We start from the raw sequence: 22,929 nt of genomic DNA on the forward strand, positions 1-22,929 counted from the left end.
GATGTCTCCTAGAGCTCGATCTCGACGTCACCGGCGGCACCCGACACGCAGGTCCGGACGTGGTCGCCCGGGGTGTCGTGCAGCTCGCCGGTGTTGAGGTCACGGACGGCGCCCGAGCGCAGGCGCCCGACGCAGGTGTGGCAGATGCCCATGCGGCAGCCGCTGGGCAGGACCGCGCCCGCCGCCTCGCCGGCCACCATGAGCGGCGTGCCGGGGGCGACCTCCGCGGCGATGCCGCTGGTGGTGAACGAGACGGTGCCGCCCGCGCTGTCGCCGGCGAAGGCCGGGGGGACGAAGCGCTCGACGTGGAGGGTGTCCGGGTCGCCGGAGCGGGCCCAGTGGGCGGTGAGGTCGTCGATCATCCCGGCGGGACCGCAGAGCCAGGTCTGGCGGGCGGCCCAGTCGGGGACGCAGTCGCCGAGGGTGTCGGCGGTGAGCCGGCCCTCGAGCGCGGTGTGGCGCTCGACGAGGCGCAGCCCGGTGGACGCGGCGAGCGCGCGGAGCTCGAGGCCGAAGACGACGTCGCGCGGCGTGCGGTCGCAGTGCACGAGCACCGCGCCGTCGAGCGCCTCGGGGCGGGTGACGGCCAGCTCGCGCAGCATGCCCATCACCGGGGTGATGCCGCTGCCCGCGGTGACGAACAGCAGCTTCTCCGGCACCGGCGACGGCAGGACGAACTCGCCCGCGGGCGGCCCGAGCCGGACCAGCGTGCCGACCGGCGTGCGGTGGGCCAGCGCGCCGGACACCGCGCCGCCGGGCACCGCGGTGACGGTGACGGCGAGCAGGTCGTCGGCGGGGCGCGAGGTGGCCGAGTAGGTGCGCCAGTGCCACACGCCGTCGAGCCGGACGCCCAGGCCGACGAACTGGCCGGGGACGTGGCGCGTGCGTGCCCGGCCCGGGCGCAGCAGCAGCGTGGTGGTGTCGGCGGTCTCGCGACGCAGGCCGACGACCTTGGCGTGGGGCTCGCTCGCCGACCACATCGGGTTGAGCGTGCCCAGCACGTCGTCGGGCAGCAGGGGCTGGGTCAGCCATCCCGCCGCCGTGTAGGCCTGCCGGCCGATCGAGCTGAGAACTCCCATGACCGCAACGGTATTGCGCTTTTCGACAGGTGGCCACGCTGGCGGCCACGACAGCGACACCGTTTCTGTTGCGTACGCAAGACCTGCCGGTCAGAAGCGCAGTTTCAGTGCCGTCTCGACGAGATCGTCGTTCCCTGTACCCAACCAGCCGTCCGGCCTAACCAGGACGTCCTCGAAACCGATGCGGGTGTCGAGGTTGTTGCGCATGGCGTACTCGAGCACCGGCCAGGCCCCGTCCTCCTCCCCGTGCAGCAGCACGGGGACCTGCAGCGAGCCGAGCGCGCGCAGGATGCGGACGCCCTCGGCGACGGCCGTGTCGGGATCGGGCACCGTCGACTCGGCCAGCACCCGGACCGTGCCGGGCGGGACGCCGGTGGTGCGCAGCGTCACGGCGTCCCCGCCGGTCCACACCCCGAGCTCGACGCCGATGCCGACGGACGCGGCGGCCGCGCACACGTCGGTCCAGCCCTTCTCGTGCACGTTCACCGAGCACACGTCGGGCTTGCCCATCCCGAGGCGGCCCCAGGCCAGCACGGCCTCGATGCGCAGCCGCGGGTCGGGCTGGATCCACCGGCCGGTGGTCACCCCGATCTCCATGTGCGGCACCTCGGCGCGGATCGCGGCCACGGCGTCGGCCACGTGCACCGGGTCGAGCGTCTCCTCCGCGCCGGGACCCCGCGGGTGCACGTGCACCGAGGAGATCCCGTGCAGCGCGACCGCCCGCGCGTCCCGGGCCAGGTGGCGCGCGAGGACCGGCAGGGCGGGGTGCGCGTCGGCGGGACGCGATCCGTTCAGCACCGCTTGCAGCACCAGTACACCCCCGTCACAGGAGGATCCTAGCCCCGGCGCTCCCGGCCCGGCCCCACCGAGTGCAGACCCCGCCGGCGGGGCCCGGACTGCACTCCACTCGGCCGTTCGCGCACGTCCGGAGGTTCGCGGGATGCTGGTGGGTGCGCGGATCGACGGTGGGTGCGTGGGTGGTCACGGGATGCGGCAGGGCCCGTCGATGATCAGGACGGGGCGCGGGGCGGCCGGGCCTCGGCCCGGCACCGACGGAGCGGGCGAGGCCGCGACCCGGCATCAGCGGAGCGAGCGGGGCCGGCCGGGCATCGGCGGAGCGAGCGGGGCGGCCGGGCATCGGCGGCCCGTCCCGCGCGCGTTCCCGGTTGCCGCGCGCGTATCCGGCTCCCGCACGCCCCCGGGGACGCGCGGGAGCATGTTCGGCGCGCGGGAAGGGTGGGTGCGGGCGGCGGATCGGGCGGTCGCCTCCGACGCCCGTGCGGACTCCGCACGAACTGCGAGGGCCGGGCCGTCAGGCGTCGACCGTCGCCACCTCCTTCGCCGCCTCGGGTCCGCGCTCCAGCAGCACCCGGAAGCCGGCCTCGTCGAGAACCGGGACGCCGATCTCCAGGGCCTTGTCGTACTTCGACCCGGGGGCGTCGCCGGCCACCACGAACGCCGTCTTCTTCGACACCGAGCCCGCGGCCCGGCCGCCGCGGGCGGTGATGGCCTCCTTGGCCTCGTCGCGGGAGAAGCCCTCCATCGACCCGGTGACGACGATCGAGAGGCCCTCCAGCGAGCGGGGCACCGACGCGTCCTCCTCGTCGGCCATCCGCACCCCGGCGGCGCGCCAGCGGGCGACGACGTCCCGGTGCCAGTCGACGGAGAACCAGTCGCGCAGCGCGGCCGCGATGGTCGGCCCGACGCCCTCGACGCCCGCGATCGGCGCCAGCGCCGCGGCCAGGGCCTTCGCCCGCGCCCGCGTCTCCGCACGCGCCTGCTTCTCCGCCGCCGCGGCCCGCTCCTCGTCCGACAGCTCCGCGGGCGCCTCCGCCCCCTCCTCGAGCGCCAGGGCCGCGGGCTCGACCTCGGCGGCGGGCACCGGCTCGGCCGGTTCGTCGGCCGAGCCGTCGGAGGTGATGACCAGGCCCGCGGCCTCGGTGTCGCGGGCGGCCGCGTCGGCCGCCGCCTCGATCGCGTCCATCGACCGGAACTCGCGCGCCAGCGCCTGCGCGGCGGTGGGGCCGACGTGGCGGACCGACAGTCCGACCAGCACCCGCCACAGCGGCCGGTCCTTCGCCGACTCCAGGTTGACCAGCAGTTTGCGGCCGTTGGCCGAGAGCTCCCCCGCCTTGGTGCGGAACAGGTCGGTGCGCAGGAGGTCGTCCTCGGTGAGCGCGAAGACGTCGCCCTCGTCGCGCACCACCCCGGCCTGCAGCAGCGCGACGGCGGCCTCGTAACCCAGGCCCTCGATGTCGAAGGCGCCGCGCCCGGCGACGTGGAACAGCCGCTCCCGCAGCTGCGCGGGGCAGGACCGGGAGTTGGGGCAGCGCAGGTCGGCGTCGCCCGCCTTCTGCTGCGCGAGCGCCGTGCCACACTCCGGGCAGTGGGTGGGCATGACGAACTCGCGCTCGCTGCCGTCGCGCGCGTCGACGACGGGCCCGAGCACCTCGGGGATGACGTCGCCCGCCTTGCGGATGACGACGCGGTCGCCGATCAGCACGCCCTTGCGCTTGACCTCGTGGGCGTTGTGCAGCGTGGCCATCGACACCGTCGACCCCGCGACGACGACCGGCTCCATCTGCGCGAACGGCGTGACCCGCCCGGTGCGCCCGACGTTGACAGCGATGTCGAGGAGCTTCGTGATCGCCTCCTCGGGCGGGTACTTGAACGCGATCGCCCAGCGCGGCGCGCGCGAGGTGGAGCCCAGCCGGCGCTGCAGCGCCACCTCGTCGACCTTGACCACCACGCCGTCGATCTCGTGCTCGATGTCGTGGCGGTGCTCGCCCCAGTACTCGGTGTGCGCCACCACCTCGTCGACGCCCGACAGCACCACGGTGCGCTCCGACACCGGCAGCCCCCACGCCCGCAGCGCGTCGTAACCCTGCGACTGGCGGACCAGCGCGAACCCCTCCCGCCTGCCGAAGCCGTGGCAGATCAGGCGCAGGTTGCGCGACGCCGTGACCCGCGGGTCCTTCTGCCGCAGCGACCCCGCCGCGGTGTTGCGCGGGTTGGCGTACACCGGCTTGCCCGCCTCGACCATCTGCGCGTTGAGCGCCTGGAAGTCCTCCAGCCGGAAGTAGACCTCGCCCCGCACCTCGACCAGCGCCGGCACCGGGAACTCGTCGGTGCCGGTGAGGCGCTCGGGCACCTCGACGAGCGTGCGCATGTTGAGCGTGACGTCCTCGCCCGTGCGGCCGTCGCCCCGGGTGAGCGCGCGCGTGAGCCTGCCGTCCTCGTAGAGCAGGTTGACCGCCAGCCCGTCGATCTTGAGCTCGCAGAGGTAGTGCACCTCCTCCGAGCCGACGTCGCGGGCGACCCGCTCGGCCCATGCCCGCAGCTCGTCGGCGGCGAACGCGTTGTCGAGGCTGAGCATCCGCTCCAGGTGGTCGTGCGCGGTGAAGATCGTGGAGAACCCGCCGACGCGCTGCGTGGGCGACTCCGGCGTGACGAGCTCGGGGTGCGCCTCCTCCAGCGCCAGGAGCTCGCGCCACAGCTCGTCGAACTGGCCGTCGGAGATGATCGGCGCGTCGAGGACGTGGTAGCGGAAGAGGTGCCCGGAGACCTCCTCGGCCAGCTGCGCGTGCCGCTCCGCGGCGTCGACTGGGCTCACGACCGGCAGGTTACCCAGGACCACCGACGGTTTCCGGGCGCTCACCCGAACCGGCGTCGCGCTCGGCCTCCACCGCGGCGAGCAGGGTGCGCAGCAGGTCGTCGAGGGTGCGGCGCTCGTCGGCGGAGAGCGCGTCGAGCAGGCGCTCCTCGTTGGCGACGTGGTCGGTGACGGCGGCGTCGACGACGGCGCGCCCCTGCGCCGTGAGGCTCACGCGCATACTGCGGCGGTTGTCGGGGTCGAGCGCGCGGTCGACCAGGCCGGCGGCCTCGAGGCGGTCGAGCCGGTTGGTCATCGCCGCGGGCGAGAGCATCAGGCCGCGCGCCAGCACCGACGGCGTGAGGGTCCAGGGCTCGCCGGAGCGGCGCAGGGACGCGAGGACGTCGAAGTCACCGGTGGTGAGCCCGTGCGCGGTGAACACGCGCTCGATCAGCGGCCCCGCGACGCCGAGCAGCCGGCCCAGCCGCCCGAACGTGCCCATGGCCTCCAGCGGCAGGTCGGGCCGCTCGGCGCGCCACTGCGCGATGTACCGGTCGACGGCGTCCACAACGGCAGCCTACTTGACTCCGTACATTTCGACGTCGTACTTTTCGTGGCATGAACAGCATCGAGTACAGCGCCGAGACCGACATCGACGCGCCCGCCGCCGCGGTGTGGGCCCTGGTCGCCGACTACGGCCGCGACCCGGAGTGGCGCGAGGGCGTCGCCACGATGGCCCCGGCGCCGCCGGGCGTCGTGCGGCCGGGCACCACCACCGACGAGCGGATGCGCGCGATGGGCCGCGCCTACCGCAACGGCGGCGTCGTCGGGGAGGTGGAGCCGGGCGTCCGCTTCACGTGGCGCACGACCTCGGGCGTCGACGCCGACGGCGCCCGCACCGTCCGCGACCTCGGCGACGGGCGCAGCCGCCTCCGGCTGGAGGTGCGGCTTCGCCCGCACGGCGCGCAGCGGCTGTTCGCCCCGCTGCTGCGGGTCGTGCTGCACCGCGGGCTCGTCGCCGACACCGCCCGCCTGCGCGCGCTGGTCGAGTGCTCGGTGCCGCGGACCTAGGAGCGCCGGTCGCGGTCCTCGTCCCGGTCGTCGCGGTCGTCGTCGGGATCCGCGTCGGGGTCGACGTCGGGCGGGTCCAGGAAGGCCGAGCCCAGCTCTCGGCACAGCTCCAGGGCGCGCCGCGCCCACGCAGGCGACGCGCCGGCGAGCCCGCACGTGGGGGTGGGCACGCACAGCGAGGAGAGGCGGACGCGGTCGAAGCCCAGGCGGTCGGCCAAGTCGAACGCCGGCTGCGCGAGCCGCCGGGACGTCACGCGCCCCCGCGGTTCGACCGACGGCACCAGCCCGAGCAGCAGCGGCGTGCCGGCGTCCCAGATCTCGCCGATGCGGTCGAGCGCCGCGGGCACGGCGGTGCGCCCGGACACCGCGGGGCGGGTGGCGTCGACCGACACCGCCGACGCCCCGACGCCCGCCAGGAGCGCCAGCGGCGCGTCGTCGGCGCAGCAGTGCAGGACGGCGGGCACGCCGACGTCGGCGATCAGGTCGCGCAGCACGTCCGACGCCACCGACTCGGCGACCGACCGCACCGTGCCGTAGCCCGACGGCGTCGGGATTCGGGCGCCGAGCACCGCGGGCAGCGACGGCTCGTCGATCTGCAGCAGCACCTGCGCACCGGTGCGCGCGGCCACCTCGGCGACGTGCACGCGCAGGCCCTCGGTGAGGCTGGCCGCGAACTCGCGCACGGCTCCGTGGTCGGTGAGGACGCGGTGCCCGGTGCGCAGCTCGACGCCGGCCGCGAGCGTCCACGGCCCCGCGGCCTGCACCTTCACCCAGCCCGGGCGGATCGGCTCGCAGGCCTCCTGGAGGGCGTCGAGGTCGAAGCGCAGCAGGTCCAGGGCGCGACGGTGGTCGTGACCGGCGCGCGAGACGACCCGGTAGCCCGAGGGGCGGACCTCCACCGCGATGTCGACGAGCAGCGCCGCGGTGCGCCCGATCATGTCGGCGCCGACGCCCCGTGCGGGCAGCTCGGCCAGGTGCGGCAGCAGCGGCAGCTCGCCGACGATCATGGCCGAGGCCTCGGCGATGTCGGTGCCGGGCATCGAGCCGACGCCGGTGGCCGCGCCGTCGGGCCAGCGGGGCCGCTCGCGCGGGGTCTCGTCCTCCTCCTCGACGACGACGGCGGCGCGCGGCGCGGGCGGGGGCGGGGGCGGGTCGCCGGGACGGGCGCCCCCCAGGCCGGCGGCCGCCAGCGCGGCGGCCAGCGGGTCCTGCGGCTCGGGCTCGGCGGGGGCGAGCCCGGCGGCGGCGAGCGCGGCGGCCAGCGGATCGTCGGTGCTCATGGCGCGTGTCTACCAGTGCGCGCTCAGCCGGCGCGATAGCGGGCGTCGAAGAAGCAGTAGACGCCGAACGCGGTCAGCCCCAGCGCGAGCAGCACCAGCAGCGGCGGGCCGTAGGGCTGGTCGGCGAGCGCCTGCAGCCCGGCGTCCAGCGTGGTCGGCTGCTTCGGGTCGTAGCGCACGGCGGCGACGACGAGCAGCACCCCCGGCACCCCGTACGCGAAGCCCGCCGCGACCCAGCCCACCTGCCCCGTCCGCGTGACGAGCGTGGAGCGCCGCAGCCCGGCACCGCGCAGGTCGAGCTCGCGCAGGAACGTGTGCTGCAGCCCCCGCCGCACCGCGTACGCCGAACCGATCACGACGCCGACGCCCGCCAGCCCCACCAGCACCGGACCGCCCGGCCAGCCCAGCACCACCGACGCGAACGACGGCTGCGTCGACGGCGCCCCGCCCTTGGCCGCGATCGACCCGGCCGACCACGCGAGCACCCCGAACAGGCCGGCCTCGGCCAGGTTGATCGCGACCCGCAGAGCGCGCTGGCGCGGCGGGCACTCGTGGTGCCCCAGCACGGCCTCGGCGAGCTGCCACAGCACCAGCGCGACGAGCCCCCCGGTGACGACCCACAGCAGCACCAGCCCCGGCCCGGTGGCCGCGACGGCCTGCAGCGCGCCCTTCTTGTCGGCCCGCTCGGGGTCGCCGAAGGGAACCTGCACGGCGAGCCCCGCGACGAACAGGTGCACCAGCCCGTAGGCCACCAGCCCGACCCGGCCGACGGTGCGCAGGACGACCCCCGCGCCCTCCGTGGCGTCGTCGCGCGAGACGTCGGCGGTGATGTCGGGCATCTCGGGCCTCCCGGGGTCGGCGCATCGTGGCAGGCACCGGGGCCAGGGCGCCAGCGGTGACCGGGCCGACGGCGCCAGGTGCGGCCGAACGGCCGAACAGGGCATGCTGGTGTCCGCCGGAACGGGTGCCGGCACCCTCCCCGCGCGGCCCGCGGCGCCGACCCTCGACGCCGTGGACACCGGACGCCTCTCCTACCCGCCCTGCTCGCCGCCGGGGCGGATGCCGATGGAGGAGCTGTTCGGGGCGGTCGACCTCGTGCCGGGTGCCGCGGCGGCGGCTCCGGGGCAGACCGGCGGGACGCTCGCGGAGCTGGAGCCGGGGACGTACTTCCTGTTCTGCCCGGTCGGTGGGGACGGCGAGATCCCGCACCACCTGCAGGGGATGATCACGACGATCACGGTGGCCTGACGGGGCCCGGCGAGGTTCAGGAAAGCCACTTTCCCGCCCTCCAGGGGCAGGAACGTGGCTTTCCTGCCGTTCGGTGGGACCGCGCGTCAGCCCGTACCGGTGATCCGCGCGCTCCCCCGCACGACGTCCCCGTCGTACAGCGCCACCGCCTGCCCCGGGGCCACCCCGCGCAGCGGCTCCCCCAGCTCCACCCGCAGCACCCCGCCGGGGCCGGGGTGCACGACCGCGGGCGCCAGGCCCCCGTGCGCACGCACCTGCACCGTGCAGGCGAACGGCCCGTCCGGCTCCTCGCCCGAGCTCCACACCGCGGCCGCCGCGTCGATCGCGCGCACGTCGAGCGCCTCGGCCGGACCCACCCGCACCGTGCCCGACACCGGCTCGATCCCCAGCACGTAGCGGGGGCGGCCGTCGGCGGCGGGGGCGTCGACGCCCAGGCCCTTGCGCTGCCCGACCGTGAAGCCGTGGACGCCGTCGTGGCGGCCCAGCTCCGCGCCCGTGGCGTCGTCGACGACCGGGCCGGGCCGGGTACCGATGCGGGCGCCGAGGAACGCGCGGGTGTCGCCGGAGGGGATGAAGCAGATGTCGTGGCTGTCGGGCTTGTCGGCGACGCGCAGCCCGCGTGCGGCGGCCTCGGCGCGCACGGCCGGCTTGGGCGTGTCGCCGAGCGGGAACATCGCGTGCCGCAGCTGGTGCGCGGTGAGCACCGCGAGGACGTAGGACTGGTCCTTGTCGACGTCGACGGCCCGGGACAGCTCGCCCTGGCGCAGCTGCGCGTAGTGCCCGGTGCAGACGGCGTCGAAGCCCAGCCCCAGCGCCCGGTCGAGCAGCGCCGCGAACTTGATCTTCTCGTTGCACCGCAGGCACGGGTTGGGGGTCTCCCCCGCCGCGTAGGCCGCCACGAAGTCGTCGACGACGTCCTCGGTGAAGCGCGCGGCGAAGTCCCAGACGTAGAACGGGATGTCGAGGACGTCGGCCGCGCGCCGGGCGTCACCGGCGTCCTCCTTGGAGCAGCAGCCGCGCGACCCGCCGCGCAGCGCCGCCGGCGTCTCCGACAGCGCCAGGTGCACCCCGACGACGTCGTGCCCGGCGTCGACGGCGCGCGCCGCGGCCACGGCGGAGTCGACGCCGCCGCTCATCGCGGCCAGAACCCTCATGACAGAACCCTCATGGCAGGACCCTCACGGCAGGACCCTCATGCGCTCAGCGCCCCGCCCCGGCCCGCCGCGCGCGCTCCACGACCTGCCCGATCACCGCCGCCACCGCGTCGACGTCCTCGGGGCGCGAGGTGTGCCCCAGGGAGAAGCGCAGCGAGCCGCGGGCGGTGGCCTCGTCGGTGCCCATCGCGAGCAGGACGTGGCTGGGCTGCGCGACGCCCGCGGTGCAGGCGGAGCCGGTGGAGCACTCGATGCCGTGGGCGTCGAGCAGCATCAGCAGCGAGTCGCCCTCGCAGCCGGGGAACGACAGGTGGGCGTTGCCGGGCAGCCGCGACGGACCGCCGTCCACGGTGCCGGTGCCGGGGTCGCCGTTGAGCGTGGCGTCGCCGACCGTGGCCAGGACCTTGCCGACGAGGTCGTCGCGCAGGCCGGTGAGCATCGCGGCGCGGCGCGGGGCGTCGGCCACCGAGAGGTCGACGGCGGTGGCCAGCCCGACGACGGCCGGGGTGTCGAGCGTGCCCGAGCGCACGTCGCGCTCCTGCCCACCGCCGTGCAGCAGCGGCGTGAGCTGCACGGTCCGCCCGAGCAGCAGCGCGCCCGCGCCGTACGGGCCGCCGAGCTTGTGCCCGGTGAGGGTGAGGGCGTCGACGCCGGACGCGGTGAAGTCGACGGGGAGGATCCCGACGGCCTGCACGGCGTCGGTGTGCAGCGGGACGTCGAACTCGTGGGCGATCTCCGCGAGCTCGCGGACCGGGTTGACCGTGCCGACCTCGTTGTTGGCCCACATCACCGACACGAGCGCGACGGTCTCGGGCGCGGACTCCAGCGCCGCCCGCAGCACCTCCGGGCGGACGCGGCCGACGCCGTCGACGGGCAGGTGCTCGACGGTGGCGCCGGAGTGCTCGGCGAGCCACTGGGCCGAGTCGAGGACGGCGTGGTGCTCGATGCCGGGCAGCAGGACGCGGACGCGGCGGGGGTCGGCGGCGTGGCGGGCCCAGTACAGGCCCTTGACGGCGAGGTTGTCGCTCTCGGTGCCGCCCGTGGTGAGCACGACCTCCGACGGGCGCGCGCCGACGGCCGCGGCGATGCGCTCGCGCGACTCCTCGACGTCGCGGCGGGCGCGGCGGCCCGCCGAGTGCAGCGACGACGCGTTGCCGGTGCGGGCCAGCGCCTCGGACATCGCCGCCACCGCCTCGGGGAGCATGGGCGTGGTCGCCGCATGGTCGAGGTAGGTGGAGCCGGCGCTCGGTGGCGTCACGTCACATGGCCTTCCCGTGTCGCTGGGTCGACCCGAGGATAGTCGCCCGGGCTTCCGCCTACGCGGCGACGGGGACGGGCCGGGCGACGGGGCGGGGCGCGGTGGGGACGGGATGGGGCACACCGGTCACGGCGCCGACGGCGGTGGCCGCGGCCGAGGCGAGCGCCCGCCGGTCCGAACCGGTCGGGTCCAGCGCGGGCAGCACCGTCATCTCGCAGGTCAGGGCGGGTGCGCGCAGGACGCGGCACAGGGAGCCCCAGAGCGTCTGCTCGCCGACGAAGGCGCCGGTCGCGGTGGCGGGACCCGCGCCGTCGCGCAGCACGAACGCCACCGGTGTGACGGGCGTCCCGGCGTCGACGGCGGCCTGGAACGCGGCCCGCCGGAACGTCCCGGCCGCGGCGCCGCACCACGTCGTGCCCTCGGGGAACACCCCGACGACGGCGCCCGAGCGCAGTGCGTCGGCGGTCTCGGCGACGGTGGCCGGCAGGGCGCGCAGGCCCGAGCGGTCGACGAACAGGGCGCCGGTGCGGGCGGCGAGCGGACCGAGCACGAGCCAGTCGCGCACCTCGCGCTTGGCCTGCATGCGCACCGTGCCGGCGGCGAACAGGGCGAGCACGTCGATCCAGGACAGGTGGTTGGCGACGACGAGCGCGCGGTGGCGCGGCAGCCGTCCGGACACGACGGCCCGCACCCCCGCGGCCCGCAGCGCGGCCCCGGCGCAGGTGCGCAGCCAGCCGCGGCGGGCCCGCCCGCGCAGCACGGCGACCCCCGCGACCGTCGCCGTCAGCACGACGACGAGGCCCGCGAGCCGGGCGGCGAACCGCGCCGCGCCGACGCGCGGTCCGTCGCCGGGCAGGCAGGCGGGCCCGCAGACCGGCACGGGCACCCAGGCCGCCGGAGCGCGGTGCAGCGCGCTCACGCCCCCTCCCCCAGGAAGAACCGGGCGTAGCGGGGGTCCATGTGGTCGAGGCCGAGCAGGACGGGGAAGTCGGCGCAGCCGAAGTCCGGATCGTGTGCGGGGGCGCCGCACACCTGCGCCCCCAGGCGCAGGTAGCCGCGCAGCAGGGGCGGGAGCGGCGCGCGGACGGCCGGGCCGTCGTGGGTCCAGGGGCGGTGCGGCGTCACGCGCCGGTCCGGGGGCGAGAGGTGCCCGTCCCGGACCCGCGCGGCCACCGACGCGGCAAGCGCTCCCCCGTCGGCCAGCGGGACGCTGGCGCAGCCGATCAGCCAGCGGTGGCCGGTGAGCAGCATGTAGCGGGCGATGCCGGCCCACACGAGGTTGATGACGGCGCCGTCGCGGTGGTCGGGGTGCACGCACGAGCGGCCGGTCTCGACGAGCGAGTCACGCAGCGGGGCCAGGGCGTCGAGCGCGAACTCGTCCTCGGCGTAGAGGCCCCCGGCGTCGCGGGCCCGGGCCGGCGGCAGCATCCGGTAGGTGCCGACGATCTCGCCCGTGGCGTCCTCGCGGACGACGAGGTGGTCGCAGTGGGCGTCGAAGCGGTCGACGTCCAGGCCCGGTTCGGGGCTGTGCAGGCGGGCGCCGAGCTCACCCGCGAACACGCGGTGGCGCAGCCGCTGGGCGGCGCGGACCTCGGCGGCGTCGGTGGTGAGCAGCAGGGAGTAGCGGGAGGCGGCGGCCGGTGGGGTCGCGGCGAGCAGCTGCGATGCGGTCACCCGCTGTTCGTAGCCCTCGGAGGTGACCCGGACCCCGACCCCTCATTGCAGGAAAGCCACGTTCACGCAACCAGATGGCGTGACCGTGGCTCTCCTGCAACTGGCGGCGGATCAGGACTTGCGCTTCGCGATCTCGTCCTTGAGCTGCGGGGCGACGGTGAACAGGTCGCCCACCACGCCGTAGTCGGCGATCTCGAAGATCGGCGCCTCGGCGTCCTTGTTCACCGCGATGATCGTCTTCGACGTCTGCATCCCGGCCCGGTGCTGGATCGCACCCGAGATCCCCAGCGCGATGTAGAGCTGCGGGGACACCGTCTTCCCGGTCTGACCGACCTGGAACTGGTGCGGGTAGTAGCCCGAGTCGACCGCCGCGCGCGAGGCGCCCACGGCCGCACCCAGGGTGTCGGCCAGGCCCTCGACGACACCGAAGTCGTCCGCCGAACCCACACCGCGGCCACCGGACACGACCACCGAGGCCTCGGTGAGCTCCGGACGGTCACCGCCCACGATCGGCTCCCGGCTGGTGACGGTGGCGTTGCGCCCGTCGACCGACACCGTGACGGTCTCCTGGGCACCCGCACCCGCGGTGGCCTCGATGTCGACCGAGCCCGGGCGCAGCGTGATCACCGGGTGCCCGGTGTTGGCCTTGGCCTCGGCGACGTACGCGCCACCGAACACCGAGTGCGTCACCCCGTCACCGGAGATGGCGACGACGTCGTTGAGCCACGCCGAGTTCGTGCGGACCGCCAGGCGACCGGCGATCTCCTTGCCGTCCGGGGTGACCGCGATCAGCACCGCCGCCGGCGCCGCCGACTCGACCAGCGAGGCCAGCACCGACACCTCGGGCGTCAGGAACGACGCGTCGTCGGTCTCGGCGACGTAGATCTTCTCCGCGCCGTGCCCGGCCAGGCCGTCGGCCAGCTTGGCCGCCGTGCCCGCCGCGCCCACGACCACCGCGGACGGCTCGCCCAGCGCACGGGCCGCGGTCAGCAGCTCGTAGGTCGACTTCTTGATCTCACCCTCGAGGTGGTCGACGAGGACCAGTACCTCAGCCATATCGGTCTTCCTTCCTCAGATGAGCTTCTGCGAGACCAGGAACGCGGCGATCTTCGACCCGCCGTCGCCCTCGTCCTCGATCTTCTCGCCCGCGCTCTTGGGCGGCTTGGGCGACGCGGAGGTCACCAGCGACAACGCGTTGGCCAGACCGACCTCGGAGGCGTCGATCCCGGCGTCGGCCAGGCCGATCGTGGAGACCGGCTTCTTCTTCGCGGCCATGATCCCCTTGAACGAGGGGTAGCGCGGCTCGTTGATCTTCTCCCCGACCGAGATCACGGCGGGAAGCTCCGCGGACAGCATCGTGATGCCGTCGTCGGTCTCACGCTTGACCGTGACCGCCGACCCGTCGATCGTGATCTCGCGGGCGTGGGTGAGCGCGGGGAACCCGAGCAGGTCGGCCACCATCGCCGGCACCGCACCGCCGCGGCCGTCGGAGGCCTCGTTGCCGGCGATGACCAGGTCGACCCCGTCGACGGTGCCGATCGCCTTGGCCAGCGCCTTCGCGGTGCCCACGGCGTCGGTCCCGGCCAACGCCTCGTCCGACAGGTGCACCGCCTTGTCCGCACCCATCGACAGGGCCTTGCGGATCGCGTCGGTGGCCCGGTCGGGGCCCATCGTCAGCACGGTGACCTCGGAGCCGTCGCTGGCCTCCTTGAGCACCAGCGCGGCCTCGACGGCCCGCTCGTTGATCTCGTCCAGGACCGCGTCGGTGGCGTCCCGGTCCAGAACACCGTCCGACGGGTTCAGCTTGCGTTCGGAGTAGGTGTCGGGCACCTGCTTGACCAGCACGACGATGTTCATCGGACCTCTTCGACCTCCTGCCGGTGCGGACGCTGCCGCTCGTGGGTCTCGTGGGGACGAGAACCCCACGGATGTATCGACTCTGCCACTCGCAGCGGGCTCTCGGCGCAGCGGGCGACTCTGCAGGTCATTGTTACCGGGCGGTATCCGCGCGGCAAACGCACAGGGTGGTGAGGCTGCTCACCGAGGGTCGCTGAACCAGGTGTGATCGGCATCACGATCGAGGTTGCGGGCCCGGACGAAACGGGCACTCACTACCCGGGTCGAGCGACGGACGACCGGCGCATCCCGGCCGGCCCGCATCGACGGAAACGGAGTTCTCCCATGCCTCTCATGAACCGCCTCCTCGGAGCCCTGCGCGGTGCCACCAGCCCCGGACACCAGGGCGGCCACGCCCGTCCCGCCGGGGGCGTCACGCCCGGAGCGGGCCGTCCCGCGGGCCGCAGCGGTGGCCTCATGGGCCTCGTCACCTCGGTGCTGGGCAACCGCCGCCGGCGCTACTGAGCCCTCCCCGCACGACCGCACCACCTCTCCTGACGAACGGCGTCCGCGACCACGCGGGCGCCGTTCGCCGTCCCGTACGCATCTCTCCCGTGGACGCCCCGGAGCCGATAAGGTCCGCCGGTACCTCCCGGATGACCCGGACAGGCCGACGGAACCCGTCTGCGGGGTGCGCACGAGAGGGGTGCCGCGGTGGTGGTGACCGGGTACGACGACCGTCACGGCTGCGGCTACGTCCTCAGCACCGGGGCCGACGCCACGGCTCCCGCCTCGCACACCCAGTCGGTCACGCACAACGGCCAGATGGTCCGGGCCACTCCCGAGCTGGCCGCGGCCCTGCGCGACGCGCTGGCCCACCGTCCCGTCGCACTGCTGGGGTGGTCGGGCCCCGAGGTCCCCCTGACCTTCGACGACCGCATCCTGCTGGCGTGGCTGCGCCACACGGTGGGCGGAGTCCTGACGGTCGCGGGTGGCCCGGAGCGCTGACGCGCCCGCCGCACCAGCCCCGCCGCCGCGCACCATCACCGCGCACCGCGCACCGCGAACCGCGCACCCGCCGCTCCCTCCCGCACCCCCGCCCGCACCCCCGCCCTCGTGCCAGTGGAGTGGCTTCACTGGCACCCAGTGGCAGTAAAGCCACTCCACTGGCATCGGGGGCGGGCTGCGGCGGGGCGATCGAGCGCCCGGCTGCTCCGTCTGTCACCGTCGGTGCGTGACATCCCACCCGGCCCCGCTGCCCCTGACCGGCGAGCGGACCGTCCCCGGCATCCCGGAGGAGAACTACTGGTTCCGCCGGCACGAGGTGGTGTACGAGACGCTGCGCGAGCGCTGCGCCGGGGCCGTCGTGCTGGAGGCCGGGTGCGGCGAGGGGTACGGGGCCGACCTGCTGGCCGGGGTCGCGCGCCGGGTCGTCGGCCTCGACCACGACGCCCTCACCGCCGCCCACGTCGCCCACCGCTACCCGCGCGTCGACGTCGCCCGCACGAACCTCGTGGCGCTGCCGGTGCGCGACGGGGCCGTCGACGTGGTCGTGTCGCTGCAGGTCGTCGAGCACCTCTGGGAGCAGGAGCGGTTCCTGCGCGAGTGCCGACGGGTACTGCGACCGGGCGGCGCGCTGCTGCTCTCGACGCCCAACCGCATCACCTTCTCCCCCGGCCGCGACACCCCGCTCAACCCGTTCCACACCCGTGAGCTGTCGGGCGCGGAGCTGGCCGGGCTGGTGGCCGGTGCCGGGTTCACGGGCGTCGAGGTGCGGGGGCTGCACCACGGGCCCCGGCTGCGGGCGGTGGACGCGCGGCACAGGGGGTCGGTCGTCGATGCGCAGGTGGCGGTCGTCGTCGACGGGAACCCGTGGCCCGACGCCCTGCTCGCCGACGTCGCCGCGGTGACGACCGGCGACTTCCTCCTGCACGGCGACGACGTCGACGCGAGCCTCGACCTGCTCGTCCTGGCCATCCGCGCATGACCGCCCCCGTCGGCACCTTCTGCCTGGTCCTGCACAGCCACCTGCCCTGGCTGGCGCATCACGGGCGCTGGCCGGTGGGCGAGGAGTGGCTCTACCAGTCGTGGGCGCACTCCTACCTCCCCGTCGTCGACGTGCTGGAGCGCCTCGCCGCCGAGGGCCGCCGCGACCTCCTGACGCTCGGCGTCACCCCCGTCCTCGCCGCCCAGCTCGATGACCCCTACTGCCTGCGCGGCGTCCACGACTGGCTCGGCGGCTGGCTGCTGCGCGCCCACGAGGCCGCGTCGCGGTTGCCGGAGCTCGGGGCGCACGAGCACCGCGCCGCCACCGCCGCACTGGAGCTGTTCGAGCGCCGCTGGCGCCACGGGGCGTCGCCGGCGCTGCGGGGGCTGTCCGACGCGGGGGCCGTGGAGCTGCTCGGCGGGCCCGCGACGCACCCGTTCGCACCCCTGCTGGAGCCGCCGGTGCGCGCGTTCGCGCTGGCCACGGGCCTGGCCGACGCACGGTTGCGGCTGGGTTCGACGCCCGCCGGGATCTGGGCGCCGGAGTGCGGCTACGCGCCGGGGATGGAGCGGGAGTACGCCGACGCGGGCGTGGCGCGGTTCCTCGTCGACGGTCCGGCGGTGCACGGCGACACGGCGTTCGCCCGGCCCGTGGGCGACTCCGGCGTGCTGGCCTTCGCCCGCGACCTCGGCGTCACCTACCGCGTCTGGTCGCCCCGCGCGGGCTACCCCGGCGGGCGCGACTACCGCGACTTCCACACCTACGACCACCCCTCGGGCCTCAAGCCGGCCCGTGTCACCGGGCGCTCGGTGCCGCCGCACGAGAAGGCGCCCTACGACCCCGCGCGGGCGGCGGCCGCCGTCGAGCGCGACGCCGCCGACTTCGTGTCCGTCGTCCGCGACCGGCTCGTCCGCCTGCGCGAGGAGCACGGGCGGCCGGCGTTGACCGTCGCCGCGTTCGACACCGAGCTGTTCGGCCACTGGTGGCACGAGGGCCCGGCGTGGCTGGAGGCGGTGCTGCGCGCGCTGCCCGGCGCGGGGGTGCGGGTGACGACGCTGGCGGGGGCCGTCGAGCACGGGCTCGTCGGGGACGCGGTGGAGCTGCCGCCGTCGTCGTGGGGGTCGGGCAAGGACTGGCGGGTGTGGGCCGGAGTCGAGGACCTCGTCGCGCTGAACGAGCGGGTGCAGAAGGCGCTGCTCTCGGTGCCGGCGGGCGGCCCCGCCCGCGACCCCCTGCGCGACGCGCTGGCCCAGGAGGCACTGCTCGCGCTGTCGAGCGACTGGGCGTTCATGGTCACCAAGGACTCCGCGGCCGGGTACGCCCGCGACCGCGCGCACGCCCACGCCGCCCGCGTCGACGAGCTGGCGGCGCTGCTGCACGCCGGGCGCCGCGGCGCGGCCGGGCGCCGGGTGCGGGAGTGGCCGGCCCACCCGTTCGGCCACGTCGACGCGCGCGACCTGCGCGCCTGACGCCCACCCCCGGAGCTCGCACACGGGTTGCGGGGCCCGCACACAGGGCCGGACCTGTGTGCGAGCCCCCGGGCCTGTGTGCGAGCGGGCTCAGCGGACCCGCGCGATCACCATGTCCAGCGGGTGCGGCACGTGCCCGTCGTCGGCGATGTCGCGCAGGTAGTCGAGCACCGCGGCGCGCACCGCGGGCGTCATCCCGGCCGTCCGCGCGCCGACGAGGAAGTCGAACACCGCTTCGCCGCGCCCGCACGGGTCGGCGAGGACCGCGGTGACGTCGAGGCGCCCGACCAGGGTCTCGGTGCGGACGTCGAGGCCGCGGAGGTCGAGCTCGTCGCGCACGTCGGCGGCGAACCACGGCCGGTGCCCGCCCCACGGGCACAGCAGCTCGGTGAGCACGCACAGCGGCTCGAGCGGGGCGGTCGCGGCGACGACGAGACCGCCGGACCGGACCATCGTGAGCGCGTGGTCGACCGAGGCGCCCAGGTCGTCGACGTAGTAGAGCGAGTGGACGAAGTGCACGAGGTCGGCGGGGTGGCCGGCGTCGTGGTCGGCGAAGTCGCCGATGACGACCGACGGCGTCAACGCCTCGGCGGGCAGCGCCGACAGCCGCCCCGCGAACCCCATCGCCGACGGCGGGTGCGGCTCGACCCCGGTGTAGCGGACGCGGCGGCCGTCGGCGGCCAGCGCGGCGGCGAGCGGGGCGTCGACGCTGCCGTCGCCCACCCCCACCCCGACGACCCGCACCGGATCGCAGCCGCTGAGCAGCGGCGGCAGCGCGCCGGCCATCCAGTCCTGCAGCAGGGGGCGCTGGTCGCTGGCCGCCTCGTAGGCGGCGTGCGTGAGCGCGTACCGCTCGCCGGAGAGCGCCGGCAGGGGGACCGAGCTGCGCACCCGTTCACGCAGGCGGTCGAGCGGGACGGTGGAGCCGACGGTTGTCACACCTCAAACTAGGGCCCCTACCCGTTCGGGGCGCGCCGAAACCCGAGCTGTGGTTCTCTCGGAAGATGACCTCCCCCGACACCGCCCGCCGCAGTCTCGATCACTGGAGCGAGGCGGGACGCGCCGAGATGGAGGCGTTCTACGCCCTCGCCACCGAGGACTACCGGCAGCTCGCGACGGCCCGCGACTGGGCCGCAGACCTGCGCGCGCACGCCGTTGACGACCGCGTCCGCCTGCTCGACGTCGCCTGCGGCAGCGGCAAGTTCCCGGCCGCGCTGCTGGCGTCGGGGCTGCCGGAGCGGCCCGAGGTCTCCGTCGACCTGCTCGACCCCTCCGCCTTCTCCATCGCCGAGGCCCGCGCCGTCCTGCGTCCCCCGTTCGTCGCCGCAGGCGAGCACGAGGTGTTCCTGCAGGACCTGCGCGCCGAGTCGGCGTTCGACGTCGCCTGGGCGACGCACGCGCTCTACGCCATCCCGCCCGCCGAGCTCGGCGCAGGCGTCGCGCGGATGGTGGCGGCGCTGCGGCCCGGCGGGTTCGGCGTCGTCGCCCAGGCCTGCGAGCGCTCGCACTACCTGGCGTTCTACGAGGCGTACCGCGCCGGGATCGCGCCGGACGTCACCCCCTACACCGACGCCGAGGGCGTGGCCGACGCGCTGCGCGCCGCGGGCGTCGAGCCGCAGGTCGTGCCGATCCACTACACGACCGGGTCGGCCGACCGCGCCGTCGTCGAGGGCTTCCTGCAGCGCTGCGCGTTCGACGACACCGTGCCGCTCGAAGCGATGGAGGCCGACGGTGCGCTGGGCGAGTACCTCGCCGGCTGCCGCGACGCCTCCGGCGCCTACACCTTCACCCACGAGACCCACCTGATGACGTGGGAGAACACGTGAACCCGTTCCTGTCCGCCACGACGGCGGCCGGCGACGCGTGCGACGTGGCCGTCGCGTGGGACCGGGGCAACGACCAGTGGTGGGACTGGTACATGTCCCTCGCCGACGGCCCCGCGCCCTCGGGTCCGCTGACCGATCCCGCCTCGCACGACCCCGGCCCGCTGCCCTCCGACGACGCGCTCGCCGCGGAGCTGGCCGAGCCCTACCCGCTCACCGACGCGCAGGTCGCGCGCTACCGCGCCGAGTCGTTCGTCAAGCTGCCCGGGGTGCTGTCGCCCGGCGGGCTGGAGCGCCTGCGGGTGCGGCTGCGCAAGATGCTCGACGCGGCCGTCGACCCGGCGGTGGGGTTCCAGAGCCTCGAGATGATGTGGCTCGACGACCCGCTGCTGCGCGCCGCCGTGCTCTCCCCCCGCATCGGCGGCATCGCGGCTGGGCTGATCGGCGCCGACCGGGTGCGGCTCTACCACGACAACGCGCTGTCGAAGGAGCCCGGAGCCGGCCGCACGCCCTGGCACTTCGACGCCCACCACTTCCCGCTCGCCTCGGCCGACGTGGTGACGGCCTGGATCCCGCTGCAGCCGACACCGCGCGAGATGGGACCGCTCGCGTTCGCCCGTGGCGCCGACACGTGGCGGGTGGTCGAGGACGTCGCGTTCGACAAGCACGGCACGTCCTACGACCGCGGGGTGTCCGAGGCGTTCCGGGCGCGCGAGGTGTCGGTGGAGGACGGGCCGTTCGCGGCGGGCGAGATGAGCTTCCACTCCGCGCACTGCTTCCACACCGCGGGCGCCAACCTCACCACCGTCCCCCGCATGGTGCTGGCCACCACGTACTTCGCCGACGGGGTGCGGGTGGTGGACGCCCCGACGATGGTGAGCGGCGACTGGCGCAAGTTCATCCCGGGCGCGGAACCCGGCGAGGTCGTGGCGAGCGGCCGCAACCCCGTCCTCTGAAGCGCCCTCCACCACCCCCGCGAGTCGGGCTCTCGTTGCGAGCGAGTCGGGGTCGAGGCGTCACCCACCCCGACTCGCCCGCCACCACACCCCGACTCGCGGGAGGTGGGCATCAGGGTCGGCGGCGGCGCGGGACCTACCGGCTAGTAAGTTCGTCCGATGCGGGTGCTGATGGTGTCCTGGGAGTACCCCCCGGTCGTGATCGGCGGCCTGGGCCGGCACGTGCACGCGCTGGCCACCGAGCTCGCCGCGGCCGGGCACGACGTCGTCGTCCTCACCCGCCACCCCGCCGGCAGCGACGCCACCACCCACCCCACCTCCGACGCGACGGCCGAGGGCGTGCGGGTACTGCGCGTCGCCGAGGACCCGGCGCACCTGGAGTTCGTGCGGGACATGGTCGCGTGGACGCTCGCTATGGGCCACGCGATGGTGCGGGCGGCCCTCACGAGGCTCCAGGGGTGGAGTCCCGACGTCGTCCACGCCCACGACTGGCTCGTCGCGCACCCGGCGATCGCGCTGGCCGACGTGCTCGGCGTCCCGCTCGTCGCCACGATCCACGCCACGGAGGCCGGCCGCTTCAACGGCTGGCTCTCCTCGCCGACGAGCCGGCAGGTGCACTCCACGGAGTGGTGGCTGGCGAACCGCGCCGACACCGTCATCACCTGCTCGGCCGCGATGCGCGCCGAGGCGGCGGAGCTGTTCGACCTCGACCCGGAGCCGATCGCGGTGCTGCACAACGGCATCGAGCCGCGCGGCTGGCGGGTTCCGCGGCGGCGCGTGGCGGCCGCGCGCGAGCACTTCGGCCCCGGCGGCGAGCCGCTGCTGCTCTACTTCGGGCGCTTGGAGTACGAGAAGGGGGTCCACGACCTCGTCGCGGCCCTTCCCCGGATCCGGCGCGCCCACCCGGGCACGCGGTTGCTCGTCGCCGGCACCGGGACGGCGACCGGGCTCCTCGACGACGCCGTGCGCACGCACCGCGTCCGGCGCAGCGTCGACTTCCTCGGGCACCTGCCCGACGCCGACCTCGCCGCGCTGCTGTCCGCCGTCGACGCGGTGGTCCTGCCCAGCCGCTACGAGCCGTTCGGCATCGTGGCGCTGGAGGCGGCGGCCGCGGGCGCGCCGCTGGTGGCCTCGCGCGCGGGCGGGTTGGGCGACATCGTCGTCGACGGGGTCAGCGGGGTCTCGTTCCCGCCCGGCGACGTGCCGGCGCTGGCGCGGGCCGTCGGCAGCGTGCTCGCCGATCCCGCGGCCGCGCGGCGCCGGGCCCGGACGGCGCGGACGCGCCTGGGCGCCGAGTTCGACTGGACGCGGATCGCCGCCGGCACCGCGGAGGTCTACGCCCGCGCGGAGGCCGGCGGTCCGCAGGAGCTGCCGCGCCCGAAGATCCCGTCGGGGAACGTCTTCGGGCGGGGATAGCAGGTCGGGTCAGGCGGCGTCCTGGCTCATGACCTTGGCGATGGCGTCGGGGTACTCGGCGACGAGGTCGGCGACCAGGTCGTCGCGGTCCTCGGCCACGGCCTCGTTGACGGCGACGGTGTAGGAGGCCTCGAGGGCCTGCAGGCGGGAGACGGTGCGGTCGTTCATCGGGGGTTCCTCCAGTCGTGGATCGTTCCTCTCCATCCAACGGCCGACGGGCACCGCCTGTTAGCGAACCGGACGCAGATCACAACGATTCGATGCAGGTCACAGCGACAGAGCTAGATCGACTCCGCGCGCGCGATCCGCGCCTGCACCGCCGCGGCGGTCTTGCGGGCGATGTCGGCGACGGCGGCGCGCTCCTCGGCCGCGGCGCGGTAGTCGTCGAGCCGGTTGCGCACCACCCGCGCGGGCGCGCCGACCGCGATCGAGTACTGCGGGACCTCCCCGCGCACCACCGCGTGCGCGCCCAGCACCGTTCCGCGGCCGACGCGCGTGCCGCGCAGCACCGAGACCTTCGTGCCGATCCAGCAGTCCGGCCCGATCCGCACGGGCGTCTTGACGATGCCCTGGTCCTTGATCGGGACGGCGACGTCGGCGGTGCGGTGGTCGAAGTCGGTCACGTACACCCAGTCGGCGACGATCGTGGCCGCGCCGATCTCGACGTCGAGGTAGCAGTTGACGGTGTTGTCCTTGCCGAAGACGACCTTGTCGCCGATGCGCAGCGAGCCCTCGTGGCAGCGCAGGGAGTTGCCGTCGCCGATGTGCACCCAGCGCCCGATCTCCAGGCGCCCGTACCCGGCGCGCGCGTGCAGCTCGACCCGCTTGCCGAGGAACACCATGCCCCGCAGGACGACGTGCGGGTTGGCCGCGCGGAAGCGCAGCAACCGCCAGTACCGCACCAGGTACCAGGGCGTGTACGCGCGGTTGCGCAGCACCCACCGCAGCGAGGCGAGGGTGAGGAAGCGGGCCTGGCGCGGGTCGCGGCGCCCGGCCCAGCGGTCGCGCAGCGGCGACCCCCACATGCTCGTCATGCCCCGATGATGCCCGACGACCCCGCAGCGCTCGGGGGGCGCCGTGTGGCGG

General features: G+C 75.3%; 24 protein-coding genes. 9 read left to right on the forward strand and 15 right to left on the reverse strand.

Annotation, left to right across the window (positions count from 1 at the left end):
- Positions 1-8: 8 nt before the first annotated feature.
- The 4 genes from I4I82_RS07640 to I4I82_RS07655 all read right to left on the reverse strand — a co-directional run bounded on the left by I4I82_RS07640 (position 9) and on the right by I4I82_RS07655 (position 5,239).
- Positions 9-1,079, reverse strand: coding sequence for a ferredoxin reductase (locus I4I82_RS07640; RefSeq protein WP_218589853.1), 1,071 nt, complete (start codon positions 1,077-1,079; stop codon positions 9-11).
- A gap of 90 nt (positions 1,080-1,169) precedes the next feature.
- Positions 1,170-1,889 carry a 3-keto-5-aminohexanoate cleavage protein gene (locus tag I4I82_RS07645; RefSeq protein WP_218589852.1) on the reverse strand — a complete coding sequence of 240 codons (720 nt, stop codon included), beginning with the start codon at positions 1,887-1,889 and terminating at the stop codon, positions 1,170-1,172.
- A gap of 502 nt (positions 1,890-2,391) precedes the next feature.
- Positions 2,392-4,692 (reverse strand): NAD-dependent DNA ligase LigA, encoded by a 2,301-nt coding sequence (gene ligA, locus I4I82_RS07650; protein ID WP_226369927.1) that lies wholly within the window; start codon positions 4,690-4,692, stop codon positions 2,392-2,394.
- A gap of 10 nt (positions 4,693-4,702) precedes the next feature.
- Positions 4,703-5,239: a MarR family winged helix-turn-helix transcriptional regulator gene (locus I4I82_RS07655; protein WP_226369928.1), complete on the reverse strand. Its 537-nt coding sequence runs from the start codon at positions 5,237-5,239 to the stop codon at positions 4,703-4,705.
- A gap of 50 nt (positions 5,240-5,289) precedes the next feature.
- Here I4I82_RS07655 and I4I82_RS07660 point away from each other — a divergent pair, with 50 nt between their 5' ends.
- Positions 5,290-5,742 carry an SRPBCC family protein gene (locus tag I4I82_RS07660; protein ID WP_218595580.1) on the forward strand — a complete coding sequence of 151 codons (453 nt, stop codon included), beginning with the start codon at positions 5,290-5,292 and terminating at the stop codon, positions 5,740-5,742.
- Here I4I82_RS07660 and I4I82_RS07665 read toward each other — a convergent pair.
- On the reverse strand, positions 5,739-7,022 hold the full coding sequence (locus I4I82_RS07665) for a methionine synthase (protein WP_218595581.1): 1,284 nt from the start codon (positions 7,020-7,022) through the stop codon (positions 5,739-5,741). The two genes, I4I82_RS07660 and I4I82_RS07665, sit on opposite strands and share 4 nt — an antisense overlap.
- Positions 7,023-7,045: 23 nt before the next feature.
- A complete protein-coding gene (locus I4I82_RS07670; RefSeq protein ID WP_218595582.1) occupies positions 7,046-7,861 on the reverse strand; it encodes a DUF1206 domain-containing protein in 816 nt (271 codons plus the stop codon).
- Positions 7,862-7,964: 103 nt separating this feature from the next.
- On the opposite strand from I4I82_RS07670, the gene I4I82_RS07675 reads away from it, so the two are divergent.
- Complete coding sequence (locus I4I82_RS07675; RefSeq protein WP_218594543.1) at positions 7,965-8,270, forward strand: hypothetical protein; 306 nt, start codon at positions 7,965-7,967, stop codon at positions 8,268-8,270.
- 86 nt (positions 8,271-8,356) lie between these two features.
- Here the strand turns inward: I4I82_RS07675 and mnmA are convergent, their stop codons facing one another.
- The 6 genes from mnmA to I4I82_RS07705 form a co-directional block, all read right to left on the reverse strand.
- Entirely contained in the window at positions 8,357-9,424 is a 1,068-nt protein-coding gene (gene mnmA / locus I4I82_RS07680; protein WP_218595583.1) for a tRNA 2-thiouridine(34) synthase MnmA, read from the reverse strand.
- Between the two features lie 46 nt (positions 9,425-9,470).
- On the reverse strand, positions 9,471-10,682 hold the full coding sequence (locus tag I4I82_RS07685; protein ID WP_226369929.1) for a cysteine desulfurase family protein: 1,212 nt from the start codon (positions 10,680-10,682) through the stop codon (positions 9,471-9,473).
- 58 nt (positions 10,683-10,740) lie between these two features.
- Complete coding sequence (locus I4I82_RS07690) at positions 10,741-11,601, reverse strand: lysophospholipid acyltransferase family protein (RefSeq protein WP_218595584.1); 861 nt, start codon at positions 11,599-11,601, stop codon at positions 10,741-10,743.
- Positions 11,598-12,356: a GNAT family N-acetyltransferase gene (locus I4I82_RS07695; RefSeq protein ID WP_218595585.1), complete on the reverse strand. Its 759-nt coding sequence runs from the start codon at positions 12,354-12,356 to the stop codon at positions 11,598-11,600. The genes I4I82_RS07690 and I4I82_RS07695 overlap by 4 nt, the downstream gene beginning before the upstream one ends.
- 111 nt (positions 12,357-12,467) lie before the next feature.
- Positions 12,468-13,412 carry an electron transfer flavoprotein subunit alpha/FixB family protein gene (locus I4I82_RS07700; RefSeq protein ID WP_218594308.1) on the reverse strand — a complete coding sequence of 315 codons (945 nt, stop codon included), beginning with the start codon at positions 13,410-13,412 and terminating at the stop codon, positions 12,468-12,470.
- A gap of 15 nt (positions 13,413-13,427) precedes the next feature.
- The gene (locus I4I82_RS07705; RefSeq protein ID WP_218595586.1) at positions 13,428-14,213 is read right to left on the reverse strand and encodes an electron transfer flavoprotein subunit beta/FixA family protein; all 786 of its coding nucleotides are present in this window, start codon (positions 14,211-14,213) and stop codon (positions 13,428-13,430) included.
- A 333-nt stretch (positions 14,214-14,546) separates the two neighbouring features.
- Here I4I82_RS07705 and I4I82_RS07710 point away from each other — a divergent pair, with 333 nt between their 5' ends.
- The 4 genes from I4I82_RS07710 (at position 14,547) to I4I82_RS07725 (ending at position 17,648) form a co-directional block, all read left to right on the forward strand.
- Complete coding sequence (locus I4I82_RS07710) at positions 14,547-14,717, forward strand: hypothetical protein (RefSeq protein ID WP_218594310.1); 171 nt, start codon at positions 14,547-14,549, stop codon at positions 14,715-14,717.
- A 189-nt stretch (positions 14,718-14,906) separates the two neighbouring features.
- Positions 14,907-15,200 (forward strand): hypothetical protein, encoded by a 294-nt coding sequence (locus tag I4I82_RS07715; RefSeq protein WP_218595587.1) that lies wholly within the window; start codon positions 14,907-14,909, stop codon positions 15,198-15,200.
- A gap of 226 nt (positions 15,201-15,426) precedes the next feature.
- Complete coding sequence (locus tag I4I82_RS07720; protein WP_218595588.1) at positions 15,427-16,179, forward strand: class I SAM-dependent methyltransferase; 753 nt, start codon at positions 15,427-15,429, stop codon at positions 16,177-16,179.
- Positions 16,176-17,648, forward strand: coding sequence for a 1,4-alpha-glucan branching protein domain-containing protein (locus tag I4I82_RS07725; protein WP_218595589.1), 1,473 nt, complete (start codon positions 16,176-16,178; stop codon positions 17,646-17,648). Before I4I82_RS07720 ends, I4I82_RS07725 begins: the two co-directional genes overlap by 4 nt.
- A gap of 90 nt (positions 17,649-17,738) precedes the next feature.
- Here the strand turns inward: I4I82_RS07725 and I4I82_RS07730 are convergent, their stop codons facing one another.
- Positions 17,739-18,587: a class I SAM-dependent methyltransferase gene (locus I4I82_RS07730; protein ID WP_218594665.1), complete on the reverse strand. Its 849-nt coding sequence runs from the start codon at positions 18,585-18,587 to the stop codon at positions 17,739-17,741.
- A 65-nt stretch (positions 18,588-18,652) separates the two neighbouring features.
- On the opposite strand from I4I82_RS07730, the gene I4I82_RS07735 reads away from it, so the two are divergent.
- The 3 genes from I4I82_RS07735 to I4I82_RS07745 all read left to right on the forward strand — a co-directional run bounded on the left by I4I82_RS07735 (position 18,653) and on the right by I4I82_RS07745 (position 21,843).
- Entirely contained in the window at positions 18,653-19,474 is an 822-nt protein-coding gene (locus I4I82_RS07735; RefSeq protein WP_218594664.1) for a class I SAM-dependent methyltransferase, read from the forward strand.
- The gene (locus tag I4I82_RS07740; RefSeq protein WP_218594663.1) at positions 19,471-20,427 is read left to right on the forward strand and encodes a phytanoyl-CoA dioxygenase family protein; all 957 of its coding nucleotides are present in this window, start codon (positions 19,471-19,473) and stop codon (positions 20,425-20,427) included. The genes I4I82_RS07735 and I4I82_RS07740 overlap by 4 nt, the downstream gene beginning before the upstream one ends.
- Positions 20,428-20,586: 159 nt before the next feature.
- Complete coding sequence (locus I4I82_RS07745) at positions 20,587-21,843, forward strand: glycosyltransferase family 4 protein (RefSeq protein WP_218594731.1); 1,257 nt, start codon at positions 20,587-20,589, stop codon at positions 21,841-21,843.
- 9 nt (positions 21,844-21,852) lie between these two features.
- On the opposite strand, the gene I4I82_RS07750 is transcribed toward I4I82_RS07745, so the two are convergent.
- Together I4I82_RS07750 and I4I82_RS07755 are read right to left on the reverse strand one after the other, a co-directional pair.
- On the reverse strand, positions 21,853-22,011 hold the full coding sequence (locus I4I82_RS07750) for a hypothetical protein (RefSeq protein WP_218594732.1): 159 nt from the start codon (positions 22,009-22,011) through the stop codon (positions 21,853-21,855).
- A gap of 113 nt (positions 22,012-22,124) precedes the next feature.
- Positions 22,125-22,877: an acyltransferase gene (locus I4I82_RS07755; protein WP_218594733.1), complete on the reverse strand. Its 753-nt coding sequence runs from the start codon at positions 22,875-22,877 to the stop codon at positions 22,125-22,127.
- Between the last annotated feature and the right edge of the window lie 52 nt (positions 22,878-22,929).

Origin of the sequence: Pseudonocardia oceani (genome assembly GCF_019263585.2) — a bacterium.
GTDB classification, from domain to species: Bacteria; Actinomycetota; Actinomycetes; order Mycobacteriales; family Pseudonocardiaceae; genus Pseudonocardia; species Pseudonocardia oceani.

Excerpts from the sequence above, each read along its gene's own strand:
- I4I82_RS07640 (WP_218589853.1), bottom strand. The coding sequence starts at position 1,079 with ATGGGAGTTCTCAGCTCGATCGGCCGGCAGGCCTACACGGCGGCGGGA.
- I4I82_RS07660 (WP_218595580.1), top strand. The coding sequence starts at position 5,290 with ATGAACAGCATCGAGTACAGCGCCGAGACCGACATCGACGCGCCCGCC.
- I4I82_RS07665 (WP_218595581.1), bottom strand. The coding sequence starts at position 7,022 with ATGAGCACCGACGATCCGCTGGCCGCCGCGCTCGCCGCCGCCGGGCTC.
- I4I82_RS07670 (WP_218595582.1), bottom strand. The coding sequence starts at position 7,861 with ATGCCCGACATCACCGCCGACGTCTCGCGCGACGACGCCACGGAGGGC.
- I4I82_RS07675 (WP_218594543.1), top strand. The coding sequence starts at position 7,965 with ATGCTGGTGTCCGCCGGAACGGGTGCCGGCACCCTCCCCGCGCGGCCC.
- mnmA (WP_218595583.1), bottom strand. The coding sequence starts at position 9,424 with ATGAGGGTTCTGGCCGCGATGAGCGGCGGCGTCGACTCCGCCGTGGCC.
- I4I82_RS07700 (WP_218594308.1), bottom strand. The coding sequence starts at position 13,412 with ATGGCTGAGGTACTGGTCCTCGTCGACCACCTCGAGGGTGAGATCAAG.
- I4I82_RS07705 (WP_218595586.1), bottom strand. The coding sequence starts at position 14,213 with ATGAACATCGTCGTGCTGGTCAAGCAGGTGCCCGACACCTACTCCGAA.
- I4I82_RS07710 (WP_218594310.1), top strand. The coding sequence starts at position 14,547 with ATGAACCGCCTCCTCGGAGCCCTGCGCGGTGCCACCAGCCCCGGACAC.
- I4I82_RS07725 (WP_218595589.1), top strand. The coding sequence starts at position 16,176 with ATGACCGCCCCCGTCGGCACCTTCTGCCTGGTCCTGCACAGCCACCTG.
- I4I82_RS07735 (WP_218594664.1), top strand. The coding sequence starts at position 18,653 with ATGACCTCCCCCGACACCGCCCGCCGCAGTCTCGATCACTGGAGCGAG.
- I4I82_RS07745 (WP_218594731.1), top strand. The coding sequence starts at position 20,587 with ATGCGGGTGCTGATGGTGTCCTGGGAGTACCCCCCGGTCGTGATCGGC.
- I4I82_RS07750 (WP_218594732.1), bottom strand. The coding sequence starts at position 22,011 with ATGAACGACCGCACCGTCTCCCGCCTGCAGGCCCTCGAGGCCTCCTAC.
- I4I82_RS07755 (WP_218594733.1), bottom strand. The coding sequence starts at position 22,877 with ATGACGAGCATGTGGGGGTCGCCGCTGCGCGACCGCTGGGCCGGGCGC.